A 17,610-nucleotide genomic window follows, 5' to 3' on the forward strand; every position below is an offset into this window, starting at 1 on the left:
CGCATTCACTTGGCTTGAGTTTTTGACCATGCGCTTGGCTCCATCGGACCAGTGACATGAGTGCATCTTTATGAATTATTGGTAGAATTTCCTCGTTTGTCAAGAATTCATTTATAGGTGTTTTTATGATGGGGTATCGAAGAAAACTACAAGCGTCTTAAACAGTGGGTAGAAATTGAGAACTTTTCCGGCAAATCGGCTTTGTCGGTTAAACAGGATTTTTATGCCAAGGTGCTCTCGACCAATCTTACCGCCATGGTCGCCAATAGCTCTCAACGACAAGTAGAGAAGACAACCGCCCATCGACAGCACGACTACCAGGTCAATTTCGCGCAGGCGCTCACCAAAATGAAAAACACGCTGATTGAACTCCTTTTACTTTCAGTTCAGCAATTGCAGCGCCGACTCGAAGTGCTGATTGATTACATTGCCTGTACTATAGAGCCCATACGTAAAGGAAGAAGCTACAACAGATCGTGCTCAAAATCAAAAAACAGAATTTTCTATTGTAGTTACAAGAGGGCAAAATAAATCAGAGAGTTATCTCTTAACTTAATGACATTGCCCCGGCCCCCCTTTTTCAAAGGGGGGAGATGGCTGTGTAGTTCAGGTTTCGGAATCAGGCCAGACAACTGTAGCAAACTTAGCTTTCTCCGTTGACCATTGTGCTGCCAACCCAACCCCGCCTTTGGAAAAATGCGCTATCGAATCAATCCACTCCTTTGAAAAATCGCACGATCCTAATTTTCCCTTTACAGAAGGGCATGATCCAATCCTGCCCTTTGAAAAAGCGCGTGACCCAATTCCCCCCTTTGAAAAAGGACAAAACCCTAGCCCCCCTTTGAAAAAGGGGGGCTAGGGGGGATTCATCAAAATAAACGTCCAACCACCAAGGGCAAATCATGAGCCAACAAAAGAATACAGGTTGGGCGGAAGTTAGAACTGATACTCAGCAAGAGATAACCCAACAAACTCAAAACGACCGTGTCGGTGAAAATAAGTTGGCTTACGCTACGCTAACCCAACCTACGACTGATGTACTGCCAAGTAGTTGGCGCAAGATACCGACTGCTGATACATTTAAACAAATATCAACGAACAATAAAAAAGTAAAAACAAAGGATTGCCAAGCATTTGGAAAATATCCCGTAATCGATCAAGGACAAGAAGAGATAGCTGGTTTTATTGATGATGAAAATAGAATAATTAAAGTTTCAAATCCGCTGGTGATATTTGGCGATCACACTCGAATAATCAAATGGGTGAATCATAATTTTGTGCCAGGCGCAGATGGAACAAAAATTCTTGAGGCCGCCACCTTTGTATATCCAAGGTATTTTTATTACCAGCTAAAATCAATTGAGTTGCCAGACAAGGGATATTCACGTCATTTTAAATATTTGAATGAAAGTACATTTAAGGTCGCTCCCATAGCCGAACAACAAAAGATCGCCGCCAAACTGGACGAACTACTGGCACAGGTAAACAGCATCAAAACCCGCCTCGACGCCATCCCCAAAATCCTCAAACGCTTCCGACAATCCGTGCTGGCTGCGGCGGTGAGTGGGAAATTGACTGAGGATTGGCGCAAAACAGTAACTCTAATCAATTGGGAAAAAGTTAATATTGGTCAAATAGCTTCAGTTGCTACTGGCAAAACACCATCACGCGCTGAACTGGCATATTGGAATTCTGGAACGATACCTTGGCTCACTAGCTCAGCTACTGGCAGTAAGTTTTGCTTCGATGCAGAACAGTATGTATCAGAGATTGCCGTAAAAAAATGTACTTTAAAACTATTTAGCCCTGGAACATTGTTATTAGCTATGTACGGTGAGGGCAAAACTAGAGGTCAGGTCACTGAGTTGAAAATAAGTGCAACCTGTAATCAGGCTTGCGCTGCAATTATGGTTGATGAAAAAGTAGCGTTAACAGAATTCGTCAAGTTAAGGCTATTTGAAAACTACGAAGAAACCAGAAAAGCAGCTTCTGGGGGGAATCAGCCAAACCTCAACTTAAATAAAGTACGAGATATTCCAATTTTTCTACCACCAATTGATGAGCAAACCGAAATCGCCCGCCGCGTCGAACAACTATTTGCCTATGCCGACCAAATCGAACAACGAGTCAAAGACGCCCAAGCTCGCGTCAACCACCTGACCCAAGCCATCCTCGCCAAAGCCTTTCGCGGCGAACTCACCGCCGACTGGCGCGCGCAAAACCCCGATCTGATCAGCGGCGAAAACAGCGCAGAGGCGTTGTTGGCGAAAATACAAACGGAGCGGAGTAACGTTAATACGGGCAAATCAAGCCAACGGCGACGGTCGGTATGAATAGATATAATAGGATTAAGCAGGGGGGCTGATGAAAATAAAAAAATTACACTTGAGCAATTTTCGTCGGTTTACCGATTTTACGATTGGATTCGATCCACAACTGACGGTGTTGGTAGCGCGAAATGGTGCGGGAAAGTCCAGTGTCTTGGATGCCGTGGCCACCGCAATCGGCCCTTTCCTGACTCGATTACCGGGAGTTTCCGGGATCAATCCGAAAGAGTCGGATTTTCGCGTCTTACCGGACGGTTCCAAGCCCCCCTATATGCGGATTGCTTGCGAAAGTTTTGAAGGCATTTGTTGGGATAGGACCGAGAAGCGCGATCAATCAAAAAAAACAGCGGCCCAAATTCCCCCAGGAAAAGGTCAGAAAGAATTAAACGAATATGTCGACTCGTTGATAGATGCCTTTAACGAGTCGCGCCCATTTGAATTACCGGTTTTTATTTATTACGGTACCGGACGAGCTGTATTCGACGTGCCACAGAGAAAAAAGGGCTTTGGTAAGGATTTTACCCGCTTCGATGCTTTACAAGGTGCACTCGAAAGCCGCACAAATTTTCGCCGTTTTGTGGAATATTTTTATTATCTTGAAGATAAGGAAATCCTACTGCAAAAAAAGCATCGCTCTTTCGATTTGCCAATTCCGGAACTCATTGCAATTCGCGTAGCAATTGGGAGATTAATGCCGGATTTCTCTAATCCTCGCGGCATTCGACCCGCTGGCATTATGCTGGATTGGCGAGTTGGTCATAAAACTAAACAACTCCGTATCGAGCAGTTGAGTGACGGTTATCGCACCACTTTGGCAATGGTCATGGATATTGCCGCCCGCATGGCCGAAGCCAATCCGCCAAGCGATGATCTACTGGAATTGTTAGCGTCTAATTATGACCCGCTGGATAAGAGCGGCGTGGTTTTGATCGACGAAATAGATTTGCACTTACATCCTGGCTGGCAGCAACGCATTTTGCCTGACCTGATGAAAGCTTTTCCCAAGATTCAGTTCATCGTTACAACGCATAGTCCGCAGGTGGTCACCTCGGTGCCGGCAACATCATTGCGCGTCATTGATTGGGTTGATGAAGAGCCACAATTATTACCGGTTGATTTTTCTTTGGGCGCAGAAGCTCAACAAATGTTAATTGAGGTTTTGGGCGTTTCTCCGCGCCCTGATCAATTGGACATTGTTAAAAAACTGAAGCGTTACCAAGAACTGGTTCACGACAATCAATGGGATACCGAAAATGCCGTTAAGATTCGCGCTGAATTGGACCAATGGGGAGCCGAGCATGAACCTGAATTGTTAAGGCTTGATATGGATATTAGGTTAAAAGAGTTGGATCGGTAGCAATGAAGAAAGTACAAAAAGGCGCAGAGCCAAAGTTGCTTGAAAGTTATCGCATAGGAAACCCCGGAAATTCGTGGTCTCAATATAGACGGAACACTGATCGTCGCGATCAAATATATGATCAATTACGCTCGGATCAGGGTGGATTGTGCGCTTATTGCGAAATTGACCTTAAACCCAAAAATGCCTCAGAGGCGGCGGATTTCAGGGTGGAGCATTTTCATCCGAAATCCGATATCTCAACGTCGCATAACTGGCATTTGGATTGGCAAAATTTGTTGGCCTGTTGCCATGGCGATTCCAGGCCGGATGTCGTCGATGCCGGAAGCCGATTTGCCAATCCACATAGTTGCGATGTGCCCAAAGGCGAGAACGATTGGGATAATCTCATTTTCAATCCGTTGCATTTACCTGCTTACCCGTGTTTATTTCAGTTTAATCGTAGCGATGGCTCGATATCAGTCAATGTTGCCAACTGTAATAATGCCGACGTGGACATAACTAAAGCGCAGGCTACGATAGATAACTTGAATTTGGACGGTGTTCGATTGAGGAACTTGCGGAAACCAGTACTGAATCAATTAAATTTGCAACTTCGCATACTGGTTGAGAGCGGTTACACGGTTGACGATGCCAGAAATCGTTTAGCGCAGGCCGCGCTGAAAAAAGATAACAACACACATTGGCCGGCGTTTTTCTCGGCGATCCGTGATTACTTAGGCGCAGCCGCTGAAAAACAACTGGCAGCAATCAATTACAACGGATAGGTCTATTTTGGGGTTGAATGCTGCGGGTACTTTCGAGCTGATATCGGGCGATTTTCTTTAGAAAGTCGGTTAGCTTGACTTATCAAGTTTGGTAGTGATCTGCCAAAGGACAATTCACAATTGAGCTTAAATTCGACCAAGCGGGCTGTCCGAAACTCATTTTCCCTAGCCGGCCGCGTCATTTCGGCAGGGATTGCCGAAAACCAGACTCCATGGATAGCTCGAAGCTTACCATCCATGGCACTGGATGCCCGTTTCCGAACGGGCATGACGGACTTATGGATTTAGCTGAAACAGCTTGCTAATCAGGTAAGATTATTTGCCCCGGCTGAGATTATTCGCTATTTTAGCTAAATTATCCAAATGCCATGTCATCTGCTGGTGGCTTAGCCACCAGGAACAGCTGAAGGATGATTGACAATACGCTCAAACACCGAAGAAATTGTTCAGAAGCCATTAAACCAGATGCCCCGATTAATCTCTGACGTCAGACAATAAGGCTGTAGTGGGTTTAATTTGGAATTAACGTATTCAAGGAATTTAACAAGATGAGATTAAAAGAAAAAGACGTTGAGGTCGGCTATTTGTATTTGACGACCGCCAATCAATACCGTGCGGTGCTGGCGATGAAAGGTGACTTTATAATTTATGCGCCCGGTTCGGAAGAGGCTGAACCTTTAAAGCTGAAGGCTACTGAGATGCCATTTGAAAACCAGCCATTCAAGAAATGCCAAATCGTTACTTTCGCCAAAAAGGATTATCAAGCATTTGACTTCAACGGCACTGAGGCTGTCAAACATCGGCTGGATGAAGGACAGTTAGCGCAAATAACCGCTCAGTGTAATGCCAAGTCAGCTATTGCTGCTCTGTTAGCCGAATAAAGTAGTTGCTAAAGACAAAGTCCTCTCGCCCTAAGGATTCCGCCATAAATAACCTCCCGGAATTCGGATTGTTTCGAACCGTCCGATTATTCCCTCTCTTTGAAAAGAGAGGCTGGTGGAGAGTTTTAATAAATCCCCCTCGATCCCCCTTTTTCAAAGGGGGAAGTTATTTAGCGATATCCTAGGCTTGTCGAAGGGCGGTGGTTGCCAGTGGCACTACCAGATCAAATCATCGGGAATTTGGTATTGCGCATAAGCATCATCGGTTGTTTCTGTGTTCTTTTTATCCACGTTAAATACGATCACGCTGGCAGCATCGCGTGACTGTATTTTTCTTGCTGTTTCGGCAGATACGACTTCATAGGTTTGCCCCAGCTTGACAATAGCAAGTCGGCCCTCGGCAATTTGATCCCGCATTTCGGCTGATACATAAAGCCGCTTAACTTTATTGTTGTCCGTAAAGTTATAAGCCAGGCCATCACCCGCAGTGGGCAACCGGTTTAATTCGATAATCTGTTTAATTTGGGCAGCCAACTGTTTTTGCTCTTCCTGCTGCTGCCGTAAGTGATTAAGCTCTCTGTCGCGTTCCAACTTTTCAGCTTGGGCTTTTTGAGCCAGCTCTTTTGCCTCATCAACCACTTCAATTTTATTTTTACGCTGCTGCTGGTTTTGTTTGTGTTTATCCGATTTAACGCTTTTGGCTTGAGCAGAGCTTACCAAACCAGATTTAAGTAATTGTTCTTGTAGTGAAAGTTTCATTTTACGATCTACGTAACCCCGTATTTCAAAGTGAAATAAAAAACAAATTTTTCAATCCGGCTTTTACTATTCGATTATTCCAGCTAAAAACAGAAATACAACTTTTACATTACTTGCTGTTTTACCCAGTTGGAAATTCAGTCAGTCCAGGATGACCGGGCACTAGCGTTGCGTTTAAAAGTCTAACTATTTTATCAACGATGTCCATAAATTTTTGAATAAGATCGCTCTTCTCAGCGTTGCCAAACTTGCGGAACCACGGGGGTTTTACCTAAACTATGCCGATACTCACCTTATTTTCAGCGCAAATTATGAAATCAATAGCTAAAATCATTGTCGGCTTGGCCTTGACAGGATTACTCGGAGCATGCTCCGGGCACAAGCCCGTTAAGACGGCCAGTACCAGCAAGGATAGCGCTACTACCGCAGTCAAACCCCAGGCACAGGCCGATAGGAATATGTATTACACGCCACCTCCGCCGCCGCTTTCACTTCCTCACGGCCAAAGGACCGTGGCCGACGTTCTGGAAGCTTACGGCCCCTATGCGTCGCACAAACTGACCCATTATTTCACCATGGCCAAAGTGTCCTATCCTCCGAGGGAAGTCGCTTTCGTTGCTTTGAAACAGGAAAAGAAACTGGAACTCTGGGCCAGAGATAGTGGCGAGTTCCGCTTCATTCGAGACTATAAGATTCAGGCCGCCAGCGGCGTGTCCGGTCCCAAATTGCGCCAAGGCGACAAACAGGTGCCGGAAGGCATATATCGTATTGTGCGCCTGAATCCCAACAGCAATTACCATTTGTCTTTGAAAATAAATTACCCTAACGAATTCGACCTCTTCCATGCCTGGCAGGAAGGGCGTTCCAATCTGGGTTCGGATATTTTCATCCATGGCAAAGATGCCTCTATCGGATGCCTGGCCATGGGTGATGAAGCGATAGAAGAACTTTTTGTTTTAACCGCGCAAGTGGGTGCCGATAATATGAAAGTCATCATCGCTCCGCACGACCCCAGGACCTATCCTTTAGAGGTCGGCTATGGAGAGCTTCCGGAATGGACCCATGAACTTTATTCGAACATTTCCCGCGAAATAAAAGCCCTGTCACCGGGAGAGAAGACGGCAAAAAGGGGCTTGTGATTATTAAGGCCGGATTTTTTGGCCCACGCGGAGTTAACGCCATTACTTGTAACGATGGGCAGAAAAGCGCTGCCCATCCCCTACCTTTGCTGGCTCAGTTCATTCGGCGCGTAGCGCATTTAAGGGGTTTAAGCCTGCCGCTTTTAGCGCGGGAATGACACCGGTAACGATGCCTATCATCAATGAAACACCCAATGCGAGCGCGACATACGATCCGGCCAATTCAATGGGTAAGGCCGGAAACAATAACTTTATCGATTGCACCAGGGCAAGTCCGAAAGCGATGCCTGCGATACCGCCCGTCAGGCTGAGCGCCAGCGCTTCGGTTAAAAACAGTTTGAAAATATCACGGCGTTCAGCGCCTATCGCTCTCAATAATCCGATTTCCGGGATGCGTTCGGTTACGGCAATGGTCATCATCGTTAAAATACCGACCGATCCGACCAGTAATGAGATTCCGCCCAGTGCGCCGATACCCAGGGTGAGTATGGACAAAACCGAGTTTAAGGTTTTCAGCATACGGTCCTGAGTGACAATGGTAAAGTCTTCAAAGCCATGGCGCTGTATCATCAGAGCTTTAATGGCGGCTTCCATCTCTTCAACCGAGCTGCGGCTGTCATAAATCAAATTTATTTCCATTAACCCTTGCCGGTTGAACGCTTCCAACGCTTTTCCTGCCGGAATGAAAATCGTGTCGTCCAAATCAAAACCCAGCATTTGGCCTTTGGGTGCCAATACACCGATCACACGAAATCGATCACTGCCGATTCGAATACGTTTTCCCAAAGGGTTTTCTGTTCCAAACAATTCTTTTTTCAAGGTGCTGCCCAGCACTGCCTGATTCCGGCTGCTGTCACCCGCCTGGCCGGAAAGAAAGCGTCCACTGGTGATGTTGACTTTCCATATCACAGGTAAAGCCGCACTGACGCCAAACACGTTGGCGCGGCGTTCTTTGCGCTCGCTTTGAATGCTGGCATTACCTTGCACCATAGGCATGGCAGCGATAATGTGTCTTAGTTGGCCCAAGCTTTGAGCATCATCCAGCGTCAGCGGCCTGACAGTGCTGATGGTTGCGCCGGATATACCGAAGGTGGTTGTTTTTCCGGGGGTCACCGAGATCAAATGACTTCCGAACTGGGTGAATTCAGTCAAAACGAATTGATGAATTCCGCTGCCAATGGAGGTTAAAACGATCACTGATGCAATGCCGATGATCAGACCGAGCACGGTCAGTGATGAGCGCATTTTGTGAGCGTTCAGGGTTTGAAGTGATAATCGGATCAGGTCGGACCAATACACACAGTCACCTTTTGGCCAGTGCCGAAATCGGATCAAGATTGGCCGCTTTTCTTGCCGGCAAAATGCCGAATACCAGTCCGGTGACCAATGACACGGTTAAGGCCGCCAGCGTGGCCCAGCCCGGCAGATAAAACGGAAACTCGGGATAAATACGAGCAAGCCCCAGAAATGAAACTTCACCCAAAAGCAGGCCAACACCAGCGCCTGCAATTGAGAGTAAGACCGCTTCCGTAAGAAACAAGGCAATAACCTGTTGCTTTGTCGCGCCCAGTGCTTTAAGCAAACCGATCTCAGCCGTTCTTTGTGAGACGCTGACCAGCATCACGTTCATGACCAGGATGCCTGCGACGGAGAGACTGATTGCAGCGATGCCCGATACCGTATAAGTCAGCGCGGTCAGGATTTTATCGAAGGTGGCAACGACGCTGTCCTGAGTAATGACCGTGATATCTTCTTCGCCTTCATGGCGAGCCTTGATGATGGATTTAATCTGCTCCACGGCGGGGGCAATTGCCGCTTTAGACTTTGCTTCAGCCAAAATACGGAACAAACCGCTGGTATCAAACAGCACTTGAGCGGCTTCGACCGGCACAATGACAATTTCGTCAAAGCCTACGCCGATGGACTGCCCTTCCTGTGCCAGTATGCCTATTACGCGAAAACGCCTGTCATTGATGCGAATCCACTGGCCTAATGCCGACTGCGCCGGAAACAATTCCTGTTGCAGTTTATGCCCTATCACACAGACCTGCCGGCTGCGGCCTTGAGTGCTTTCCGGCAGAAATTGACCTTGTCTGACCGTCAGATGCCGGACCTGCTGCAGTGCATGGGTAGAACCCATGATATTGGCTTCCCGTTCAAGATTTTTATCCATCACCGATACCGGCGCGTTGCCGATTGAAATCGGTGCGACAGCCGCCAGATAACGGCTTTTTGATAGCGCATAGGCATCTTCAAGCGTCAGATCGCGCGGCGTTTCTCCCATTATCGGGGGATGTCCTCCTATTGTTTCGGTTCTGCCGGGCAAAATGATCAGTAAATGCGTACCTAATCCTTCGAATTCGTTAACGATATACCGCCGGGCACTTTCTCCGAGGCCGGTAAGAATGGAAACGGAGGCAATACCTATGCTCATCGCCAGAATGATCAACCCAGTACGGACCGGTTGCGCCTTGATGGCCGTTAATGCATGTGTGGCGGTATCTCGAAATAGCATGAAGTCGACCAATCAAATAAGTGAATAATTAACATAAACACGGAGTCTTAATTCACTGACATTAAAACACGATTACAAGACACTAACCCCATCAGCCAACAGGTTGATGGGGTTAGTTTCAATCAAGTAAGGGGAAATGTCATGTCTACAATAAAAACATTAAGCTCAATCACAGTGGTAACGCTATCACTCTTTTTTGCAAAAGCTTCCCTGGCGGGAACAGAAAACTATGCCGGATCTGATTGCGTGTGGCGATCAGGCGGCGCCGTTACTTACGATATCAACGGTGCGGTTAGCAATTTTAGTAATGCAACCGCCAATGTGCTGTGCCATGTGCCTCATACCGATTATGACGGATTTTTAAATGATGGCGAAATCGACAGTGGTTATTATCAGGCTGTGGATTTAAACAATGGCGCAAACATCAGTTGTCGGTTTCGTTCAACGGCTTTGCTAGCTAACGGCACAGTCAGTACCCAATTGGGCTCTGTTGGTAATACGGCAGGCTTTGGCACTCAGCGCCAGCATATAAACCTCGGTGGTGTGGGTGAAGATTCAAACTCAGCTTATACAATAGCTTGTTCGATACCGGCAACTCAGGCGGGCGTCGGAACTTCAAAGATTCAAGGTTATAGAGTCAGTCAATAATAAAATACGGTTACGGGTAGCCGCTATGCTGGAATTGGGACAGATTTAAAAGGAAATGGCTTTATCAGCAATGAAATCGCGGCTACCCGCTAAGAATTAAATGAAATCGCAGGTGAGAGGAGAATTACGATGACGATCAGTAAATATATAAAGATGGGCGGATTTAATCTTGCCTTAATCGGAATTCTGATTTTTGTATACATGCAAGCCAAACAGGATTTGGTTAACGAAATGGCTCGCTCAAGCGGACAAAACATTAAGATTTTAAATGAGCACGGAAGTGAAAATGGTTTTGGAGGCCAAAAATTAAAATCGCTCTTTAGCGATACACAGCAATTTCATGCCTTGTCAGCCATTAAAAAATCCGAGGAAAAGATTACCCATTTATCCGAAGCGTTGAATCAAATGAACTTTTCAATGCAAAATGTAACTGAAACCCTGGCTGAAAAGGGGTTAACTATCGACGAAAATGTTCAGCTAAGCCAGAAAGAACAGGACAAGTTGCAAGAAGAAACCCATCGCCAGACGTATGAGCTGTATGCAACCACACTTGAATCGGAACAAAAGGACGCTCAATGGAGTGAGCCGGTTGAAGGCCAACTGGTTCAGTCGCTGGATGCGGCCAAAGGCAATTTATACACGGATGAAATTGATTGCAGGACTACGCTATGCCGTCTGGAAATCAGTAAAAACGAAGCGGCCCGAGATGAGGATATGTTGGAATCATTAGAAACGCAGATCAATTGGCAGGGTCAGGTCAATATGATCTACGATCCCAATACCGGAAAAGCGACCGTTTATCTGGCCCGTGAAGACCATACATTGCCGGTTCTAAACAAGGACAATTAAGCTAATTGAAGTTACAGACACAGATTGTCATTATGTTTGGATTGCAGTAATTATCGATAGGATCTATGGAGATGGTGTCAAACCCATCAAAAAAATACTCTTCGCGTTACTAACTAAGAAGATCTCAACGCCGTCATTCCGGCATGGATTGCCGGAAACCAGTGCACAAGGAAGTGCTCAGCTTTTGCCTTCCATGGCTTCTGGACCCCGGCAATTCCTGCCGGTGCGACGGCTACTATAATGGCTTAAGTGTATTGATTTCAGGGTTTTTGGGGCGAAAGTAGCGAACGCTTTAAATCGGTAGAAAACGGTTCCTTGCCAAACCAGATATTGAAATAGGCCAGTCCTTTTACCGGATCGTCCAGTTTTGTCATCAACGTGTCATTCAGAAACAACGACAGACCTTGTTTGGGCATGTAAATCAAGTCGTAATAATCGCCGTCCTTGATATCCCGGTACCCCTGGTTAAACTCGGCAAATGACGCGCGCCAGCCTTCAAATTGTTGACCCAGATTCAATTTGAGATATTCTTCAGACGCTTCTTTAAACGCTTTGGCCGGAATGGACTTTTCATACACAAAACGCAAACGCTTGGGCGTTTCGGAAAATATGTCGTTCAAGCCATCACAGGATTGCAAATAAACGGCCGCATAGCCGACATGAATCCACCGGAACGCTTTGAGTTCAGCCTCACTGCAGCGCGATAAGGCCACTTTTTCGGACGTCAATTGAGAAGGCAATTGCTCGGTTGCATTAACCATAGTGCTTAAGAGGAAGAGCAGCAAGCCTTGGTAACTCATCAGTCGTGTAAGCCGTTTTTTACCCATTGTAGAAAGCCTCCGATAACGGGAATGTGCAGATACAAGCCCTGCATACTGTCCCAGTAGTCTTGATGTAAAATAATTTTGTTGTCGCTGTTAAACCGCAAATGACTCATGCCAATGGAGGTTACTTGCCGGTCCTGACCCATCACCGTAAACCCGGTCTCCATAATCCATCTGACAAAAACATCGTCACCCTGACTCTGAACCCCCAGCACTTCCAGTGAAATGCTATCCAGGTTGCTTTGAGTCTGTTCCATGTAGCGCAGTAAAGATTTACGGTCGTGCAAAGTGACCAGCGTGTCGTTAAAGTAGAGCTCTTCAGCATAGGTGTCGTCTACTTTTTGCGCCAAAGGGCCGTGATTAAGTCCACTGTAAAGTTTTACAAAAGGCTGAATCCGTCCGTTTTGTGCAGTTTCCGGTTCCGGGTTGATCAAAGATAAATATTCTTCAACCGGATTAGGGTCTACGGCGCTGCAACCCTGGATAAGTGCGGCAATCAGTATCAAAATAGGAATGTTTGTCATGCAATGCCTCGTTTATTTACGGACACAGTATTACAACACCCGATGCAATTTTGCGTGAACATTTTTGTAAAATACGTTCACGCAATTTTCACGCAGCATACCCGTACAATGTCATCAAAAGAAAGTACAAAAAAGGAAAACATCCATGCAGATGCCAAAACCGTTAATCAAATTTCTCAGTTGGTTTGATAACAGCCATGTCAAAGAAACCGATAATGTGGGAGAAGCCATAGACTGGCTGCGCGTCATACCCTTTGTATTGATGCATCTTGCCTGTCTATTCGTGCTGGTGGTGGGCTGGAGTCCTATTGCCTTGTGGGTGGCCTTTTTTTCCTATGGCATACGGATGTTTGCGATTACCGCCTTCTATCACCGTTATTTTTCTCATAAAGCGTTTAAAACCAGCCGCGTTTGTCAATTTTTGTTCGCTTTGCTGGGAGCTACAGCCACCCAACGCGGGCCAATCTGGTGGGCGTCACATCACAGACGGCATCATCGCTATTCGGACAAGGACCAGGATATTCATAGCCCCAGACACGGTTTTTTATGGAGCCACATGGGCTGGTTTCTTTGCTTGAAACACTTTAATACCAGGGAATCGTGGGTGCGTGATTTACTCAAGTACCCGGAATTACGCTGGCTGGATCGTTTTGACATCATCATGCCCATCTTGTACGCCTTCGGACTACTGGGTTTGGGCAACTGGTTAGGCAGTGCTTATCCCGAGCTGAATACCAGCGGCTGGCAAATGGTGATATGGGGCTACTTTATATCGTCCATCGTGCTGATCCATTGCACCTTGTTTGTTAATTCATTGGCCCATGTCTGGGGTAACCAGCGTTACGTGACTGAAGACGACAGCCGCAATAACTTGTTTATTGCACTGGTAACCTTGGGTGAAGGATGGCATAACAATCACCATCATTATCCAGTTTCCGCTCGTCAGGGCTTCTTCTGGTGGGAAATCGATATCAGTTATTACATTTTAAAATTGATGGCGATGGTCGGGCTTATTTGGGATTTACAGCCGGTGCCCAAGAATCGTTTGACCAGCGATTTAATAGTCAAGGAATCGTCAATATGAAAATCGCCATTATCGGCAGCGGCATCTCCGGCATTTATGCCGCACACTACCTGAGTCAAAAACATCAGGTAACGCTTTACGAAGCCAATGCCTATGCGGGCGGCCATACCGATACACATCATATTGCGCTTGCAGGAAAAACTTACCCTGTGGACACCGGTTTCATTGTCTTCAACGAGCACCATTACCATTATTTCTGTCGCTTTCTCAGAGAGCTCGGATTGGAATCTCAGTCTTCGGATATGAGCTTCAGCGTCACCGACGCCAAATCGGGACTGGAATATAACGCAACGACCGTGGATAAATTGTTTTGCCAGCGGCGCAATATAGTCCGGCCCCGCTTTTACCGGATGATTGCCGATATTTTCAGGTTTTACCGGGAAGCGCCGCAACTGCTTGAATCAACAGATGATACGCAGGCGTTAGGTGATTATCTGGATGCAAACGGCTACAGCCAGACTTTCATAGACGATCATATCTTGCCGATGGCCTGCGCTTTATGGTCAGGTCCGCCCAGCGTAGTCAGGCAATTTCCTGCGCGCTATCTGGTGGCTTTTATGGCCAATCATCAAATGTTAAAGATCAGTGACCGGCCTGAATGGCGAACGGTTGTGGGTGGATCATCCAGTTATGTTGACGCATTTAAAAAACGATTTCAGGGCGAATTAAGGCTGAGTTGCCCTGTGCAATCCGTTCAGCGTGATAACCAGGGGGTATCGATAAGCAGTCAGCACGATACGCAAACTTATGACCGGGTGGTACTGGCCTGTCACAGTGATCAGGCATTAAAGATGCTGACGGATGCCAGTGACAAGGAACGGGAAATTTTAGGTGCCATGACTTATCAGTTGAATGAAACGGTTTTGCATACCGACCCGGCAGTAATGCCAAAGCATCCAAAAGCGTGGGCCAGTTGGAACGCGCTGAAACTGGACGAAGAGCAAGCGCGGTGCACGGTTACGTACTACATGAATTTATTGCAGAATATCGATGCCCCCGAGCCTTTGCTGGTGACGCTCAACTGCACGGATCGTATCGACCCTGCCAAGATTTTATGTAAACGAATCTACCACCATCCGGTTTACAACGCGGCCAGTCTCGCCGCACAGAAACGGCGGGGTGAAATCAACGGCTTTAATAATACCTATTTTGCTGGTGCTTATTGGGGTTGGGGATTTCATGAAGACGGTGCGCGCAGTGCGCAAGATGCCGTTTCACTGATCAACACATGAACAGCCGCTTATTGACAGGATGGATCAGGCATAGACGGTATGCGCCCAAACCGCATGCCTTCCGTTACCCGGTATTCATGACCTGGCTGGATCTTGATGAAGTCGAGCAGGTGATGAACATCAGTCGTTTGTGGAGCAAAGAACGCTTCAACCTGGTCAGTTATTACCGATCGGATTACCTGGGCGATCCTAAAATAACGATTGCCGAGGCGGTAAAAGCCAGAATTCAACAGCAAACCGGAACGGGGTTTGAAGGCCGCATTATTTTGCTGACGCACCTGCGCTATCTGGGTCACAGTTTTAATCCGGTCAGTTTTTACTTTTGTTATCCGGAAGGCGACAAGCAACCCCGTTTTATCCTGGCCGAGATTACCAATACACCCTGGGATGAGCGGTTCAGTTACTTATTGGATACCCGAAACAGCCCGGAACATGTGAATAAATGGTCGTTTCGTTTCGACAAGTCGTTTCATGTTTCGCCGTTTATGCCCATGGATCAGCACTATCATTGGCGATTCAGCCTGCAGGACAAGAAGCTGGCGATTCATATGGAAGTGGAGCAGGATTCTGTGCCGTGTTTTGACGCCACGCTGTTGCTCAACGCCATGCCGATGACCGGGCAGTCTATGCGCAATATTCCTTTGCATTACCCTTTTATGACGCTGAAAGTCGTAGCGGCTATTTACTGGCAGGCTCTGAGACTTTGGCTCAAGGGCATCCCTTTTTATTCCCATCCGGAAAAAATAATCGAGTAACCAGGAGGCAAGACAATGAATGCAACGACAGCCGAGTTGAACCTTGTTCCGACAAAGCTTGATCTTCAGCTCAGAAAGGCGTTTTTAAACAAGCTGTCAAGAATCAAAGACGCCCAGTTGACTATCCAGGATCCACTGGAAACCGTGGTGCTGGGTGAGCCTGCCAAGGACGGTCTGAGCGCTAAAATTATCGTAAAAAATCCGGATTTCTACCGGCAGATCGCGCTGAACGGCTCGATTGGCGCTGCGGAATCGTATATGGACCATGGCTGGGAAGCCGATAATTTAACAGGGGTTATTCAGATTCTGGTCCGTAACCGTGATTTGCTGGACAGTATGGAAGGCGGTCTGGCCGCGCTTGCCAGTTTGCTGCTTAAATTCTGGCATTTTGCCAATAAAAATTCAGTGCAGGGATCCAGGCGAAACATATCGGCTCATTATGATCTGGGCAATGATTTATTTGCATTATTTCTTGATCAACACGGTATGTATTCTTCGGCCACTTACCACGATCTGGAATTAAGTCTGGAAGAAGCTTCAACCGCAAAGTTGGACAGGATATGTCAAAAGCTGGCGCTGCAACCGGACGATCATTTGCTGGAAATAGGCACAGGGTGGGGCGGTTTTGCCGTTTATGCGGCCGGTCATTACGGCTGCCGTATTACAACGACGACCATTTCCCAGGAACAATATGACGCCGCCAAGCAACGTGTGGCCGATGCCGGTCTGACCGATCGCATAGCAATAGTGATGGAAGATTACCGGGATCTGCAAGGTCAGTATGACAAACTGGTCTCCATCGAAATGATAGAAGCGGTAGGTCATCACTATCTGGATACCTATCTGAAACAATGTGCCGCACTGCTCAAACCGGATGGTTTAGCGCTGATTCAGGCGATAACCATTGAAGATCAGCGCTACAAGCAAGCTTTAAAAAGCGTTGATTTTATCAAGCGTTATATTTTTCCAGGCAGTTTTATTCCCTGCATTAGCGCGATAGTCGACAGCGCGGCTCGGTGCACGGATATGCGTTTGATCAATCTTGAAGACCAGGGCGAGAGTTATGCCTTGACCTTGAAAAGCTGGCGGGAGCGCTTTATGGCCTCGTTGGAACAGGTTAGAGCCCAAGGCTATAGTGAAGCGTTCATTCGAATGTGGGAATTCTATTTGTGTTACTGCGAAGGGGGGTTCCGCGAAAAGTCGATATCCAATGTTCAATTGCTCTGGGCTAAACCCGGAAACCGTCGTCCACAGTGGTTGCCGAATAATGGTCAATGAACGCATCCTCAACATGGTATGGATGCAAGCCTTGTGGTTTGCTGCGGTAATCGGTGCCGCCGCAGGCTATAACTGGCCTGCAGGCCTGGTCCTGTTGGCGTTTATCGTCTGGCAGACACGGCCGGTCCGTCATGCCAAAGGCGATGTGCAATTGGTATTGGTTGCGGTGGTCATGGGCTTTCTGTTTGACACGCTTTGGGTAAAACTGGATTGGTTGGTGTTTCAGGCTGCAGCAACACCCCGTCTGGCACCTTTCTGGATAGTGATGCTCTGGGCGGGCCTGGCGTTGACAATCAATCACTCTCTGGCTTGGTTGCAAACAAACTGGGGTCTGGGGGCCTTAATGAGCGGAGTGGCCTGCCCGCTTTCCTATTTGGGTGCTGAAAAATTAGGCGCCGTGCAAATTATCCCGGACTCAAATTTATGGTGGCTGGTGATGGGGGCAACATGGGCAGCAGTCGTGCCATTTTTGTTGTGGTTATCTTCCAAACTCAAATCAGCGCTTTGATACCAGGAGGGTATCTGCTCACCCCCTCCAATTATAGTGGGTGTAGGTGGTTGATTGAAAAGGCTTCTGCAACAGGGATGTTGCAGAGAGCTACAGGGACGCATTTACGCGTCCTTTGAAATCAAGCACCTACACCCTTAATTCAAAGCGGGCGAGTAGTTAC

The 17,610-nt window shown here is 47.1% G+C and carries 18 protein-coding genes; 13 read left to right on the top strand and 5 right to left on the bottom strand.

Features of this window, described 5'->3' with window-relative positions:
* Positions 1 to 201: 201 nt before the first annotated feature.
* From Q7V32_RS10585 to Q7V32_RS10605, 5 genes are all read left to right on the top strand, one after another.
* Positions 202 to 531 (top strand): hypothetical protein, encoded by a 330-nt coding sequence (locus Q7V32_RS10585; RefSeq protein WP_304896946.1) that lies wholly within the window; start codon positions 202 to 204, stop codon positions 529 to 531.
* 371 nt (positions 532 to 902) lie between these two features.
* Positions 903 to 2,333, top strand: coding sequence for a restriction endonuclease subunit S (locus Q7V32_RS10590; protein ID WP_304896947.1), 1,431 nt, complete (start codon positions 903 to 905; stop codon positions 2,331 to 2,333).
* A gap of 31 nt (positions 2,334 to 2,364) precedes the next feature.
* On the top strand, positions 2,365 to 3,684 hold the full coding sequence (locus tag Q7V32_RS10595) for an AAA family ATPase (protein ID WP_304896948.1): 1,320 nt from the start codon (positions 2,365 to 2,367) through the stop codon (positions 3,682 to 3,684).
* A gap of 2 nt (positions 3,685 to 3,686) precedes the next feature.
* Positions 3,687 to 4,451 (top strand): retron Ec78 anti-phage system effector HNH endonuclease PtuB, encoded by a 765-nt coding sequence (ptuB, locus tag Q7V32_RS10600; protein WP_304896949.1) that lies wholly within the window; start codon positions 3,687 to 3,689, stop codon positions 4,449 to 4,451.
* Positions 4,452 to 4,999: 548 nt separating this feature from the next.
* Positions 5,000 to 5,332 carry a hypothetical protein gene (locus tag Q7V32_RS10605; RefSeq protein WP_304896950.1) on the top strand — a complete coding sequence of 111 codons (333 nt, stop codon included), beginning with the start codon at positions 5,000 to 5,002 and terminating at the stop codon, positions 5,330 to 5,332.
* A gap of 216 nt (positions 5,333 to 5,548) precedes the next feature.
* Here the strand turns inward: Q7V32_RS10605 and Q7V32_RS10610 are convergent, their stop codons facing one another.
* Positions 5,549 to 6,091, bottom strand: coding sequence for a DUF2058 domain-containing protein (locus tag Q7V32_RS10610; protein WP_304896951.1), 543 nt, complete (start codon positions 6,089 to 6,091; stop codon positions 5,549 to 5,551).
* A gap of 311 nt (positions 6,092 to 6,402) precedes the next feature.
* Here Q7V32_RS10610 and Q7V32_RS10615 point away from each other — a divergent pair, with 311 nt between their 5' ends.
* On the top strand, positions 6,403 to 7,230 hold the full coding sequence (locus Q7V32_RS10615; protein ID WP_304896952.1) for a murein L,D-transpeptidase family protein: 828 nt from the start codon (positions 6,403 to 6,405) through the stop codon (positions 7,228 to 7,230).
* Between the two features lie 99 nt (positions 7,231 to 7,329).
* Here Q7V32_RS10615 and Q7V32_RS10620 read toward each other — a convergent pair whose 3' ends face one another.
* Both Q7V32_RS10620 and Q7V32_RS10625 read right to left on the bottom strand, forming a co-directional pair.
* Positions 7,330 to 8,475 carry an ABC transporter permease gene (locus Q7V32_RS10620; RefSeq protein ID WP_370691455.1) on the bottom strand — a complete coding sequence of 382 codons (1,146 nt, stop codon included), beginning with the start codon at positions 8,473 to 8,475 and terminating at the stop codon, positions 7,330 to 7,332.
* 58 nt (positions 8,476 to 8,533) lie between these two features.
* Complete coding sequence (locus Q7V32_RS10625) at positions 8,534 to 9,745, bottom strand: ABC transporter permease (RefSeq protein ID WP_304896954.1); 1,212 nt, start codon at positions 9,743 to 9,745, stop codon at positions 8,534 to 8,536.
* A gap of 141 nt (positions 9,746 to 9,886) precedes the next feature.
* On the opposite strand from Q7V32_RS10625, the gene Q7V32_RS10630 reads away from it, so the two are divergent.
* Positions 9,887 to 10,393, top strand: a complete 507-nt coding sequence (locus Q7V32_RS10630) for a hypothetical protein (RefSeq protein ID WP_304896955.1) — start codon at positions 9,887 to 9,889, stop codon at positions 10,391 to 10,393.
* Positions 10,394 to 10,522: 129 nt separating this feature from the next.
* A complete protein-coding gene (locus Q7V32_RS10635) occupies positions 10,523 to 11,242 on the top strand; it encodes a hypothetical protein (RefSeq protein ID WP_304896956.1) in 720 nt (239 codons plus the stop codon).
* Positions 11,243 to 11,502: 260 nt separating this feature from the next.
* Here Q7V32_RS10635 and Q7V32_RS10640 read toward each other — a convergent pair whose 3' ends face one another.
* Positions 11,503 to 12,042: a chalcone isomerase family protein gene (locus Q7V32_RS10640; RefSeq protein WP_304896957.1), complete on the bottom strand. Its 540-nt coding sequence runs from the start codon at positions 12,040 to 12,042 to the stop codon at positions 11,503 to 11,505.
* Positions 12,042 to 12,590: a nuclear transport factor 2 family protein gene (locus Q7V32_RS10645; RefSeq protein WP_304896958.1), complete on the bottom strand. Its 549-nt coding sequence runs from the start codon at positions 12,588 to 12,590 to the stop codon at positions 12,042 to 12,044. The genes Q7V32_RS10640 and Q7V32_RS10645 overlap by 1 nt, the downstream gene beginning before the upstream one ends.
* A 145-nt stretch (positions 12,591 to 12,735) precedes the next feature.
* Here Q7V32_RS10645 and Q7V32_RS10650 point away from each other — a divergent pair, with 145 nt between their 5' ends.
* Genes Q7V32_RS10650 through Q7V32_RS10670 form a run of 5 tightly spaced genes read left to right on the top strand, consistent with a single transcriptional unit; the run spans position 12,736 to position 17,447 of the window.
* Positions 12,736 to 13,674: an acyl-CoA desaturase gene (locus tag Q7V32_RS10650; RefSeq protein ID WP_304896959.1), complete on the top strand. Its 939-nt coding sequence runs from the start codon at positions 12,736 to 12,738 to the stop codon at positions 13,672 to 13,674.
* Complete coding sequence (locus tag Q7V32_RS10655) at positions 13,671 to 14,906, top strand: NAD(P)/FAD-dependent oxidoreductase (RefSeq protein ID WP_304896960.1); 1,236 nt, start codon at positions 13,671 to 13,673, stop codon at positions 14,904 to 14,906. The genes Q7V32_RS10650 and Q7V32_RS10655 overlap by 4 nt, the downstream gene beginning before the upstream one ends.
* Entirely contained in the window at positions 14,903 to 15,661 is a 759-nt protein-coding gene (locus Q7V32_RS10660; protein WP_304896961.1) for a DUF1365 domain-containing protein, read from the top strand. Before Q7V32_RS10655 ends, Q7V32_RS10660 begins: the two co-directional genes overlap by 4 nt.
* Positions 15,662 to 15,676: 15 nt before the next feature.
* The gene (locus Q7V32_RS10665; RefSeq protein ID WP_304896962.1) at positions 15,677 to 16,939 is read left to right on the top strand and encodes a cyclopropane-fatty-acyl-phospholipid synthase family protein; all 1,263 of its coding nucleotides are present in this window, start codon (positions 15,677 to 15,679) and stop codon (positions 16,937 to 16,939) included.
* Entirely contained in the window at positions 16,929 to 17,447 is a 519-nt protein-coding gene (locus Q7V32_RS10670; protein ID WP_304896963.1) for a DUF2878 domain-containing protein, read from the top strand. Before Q7V32_RS10665 ends, Q7V32_RS10670 begins: the two co-directional genes overlap by 11 nt.
* Positions 17,448 to 17,610 lie beyond the last annotated feature (163 nt).

This window comes from Methylicorpusculum sp., from assembly GCF_030651835.1.
GTDB lineage: Bacteria > Pseudomonadota > Gammaproteobacteria > Methylococcales > Methylomonadaceae > Methylicorpusculum.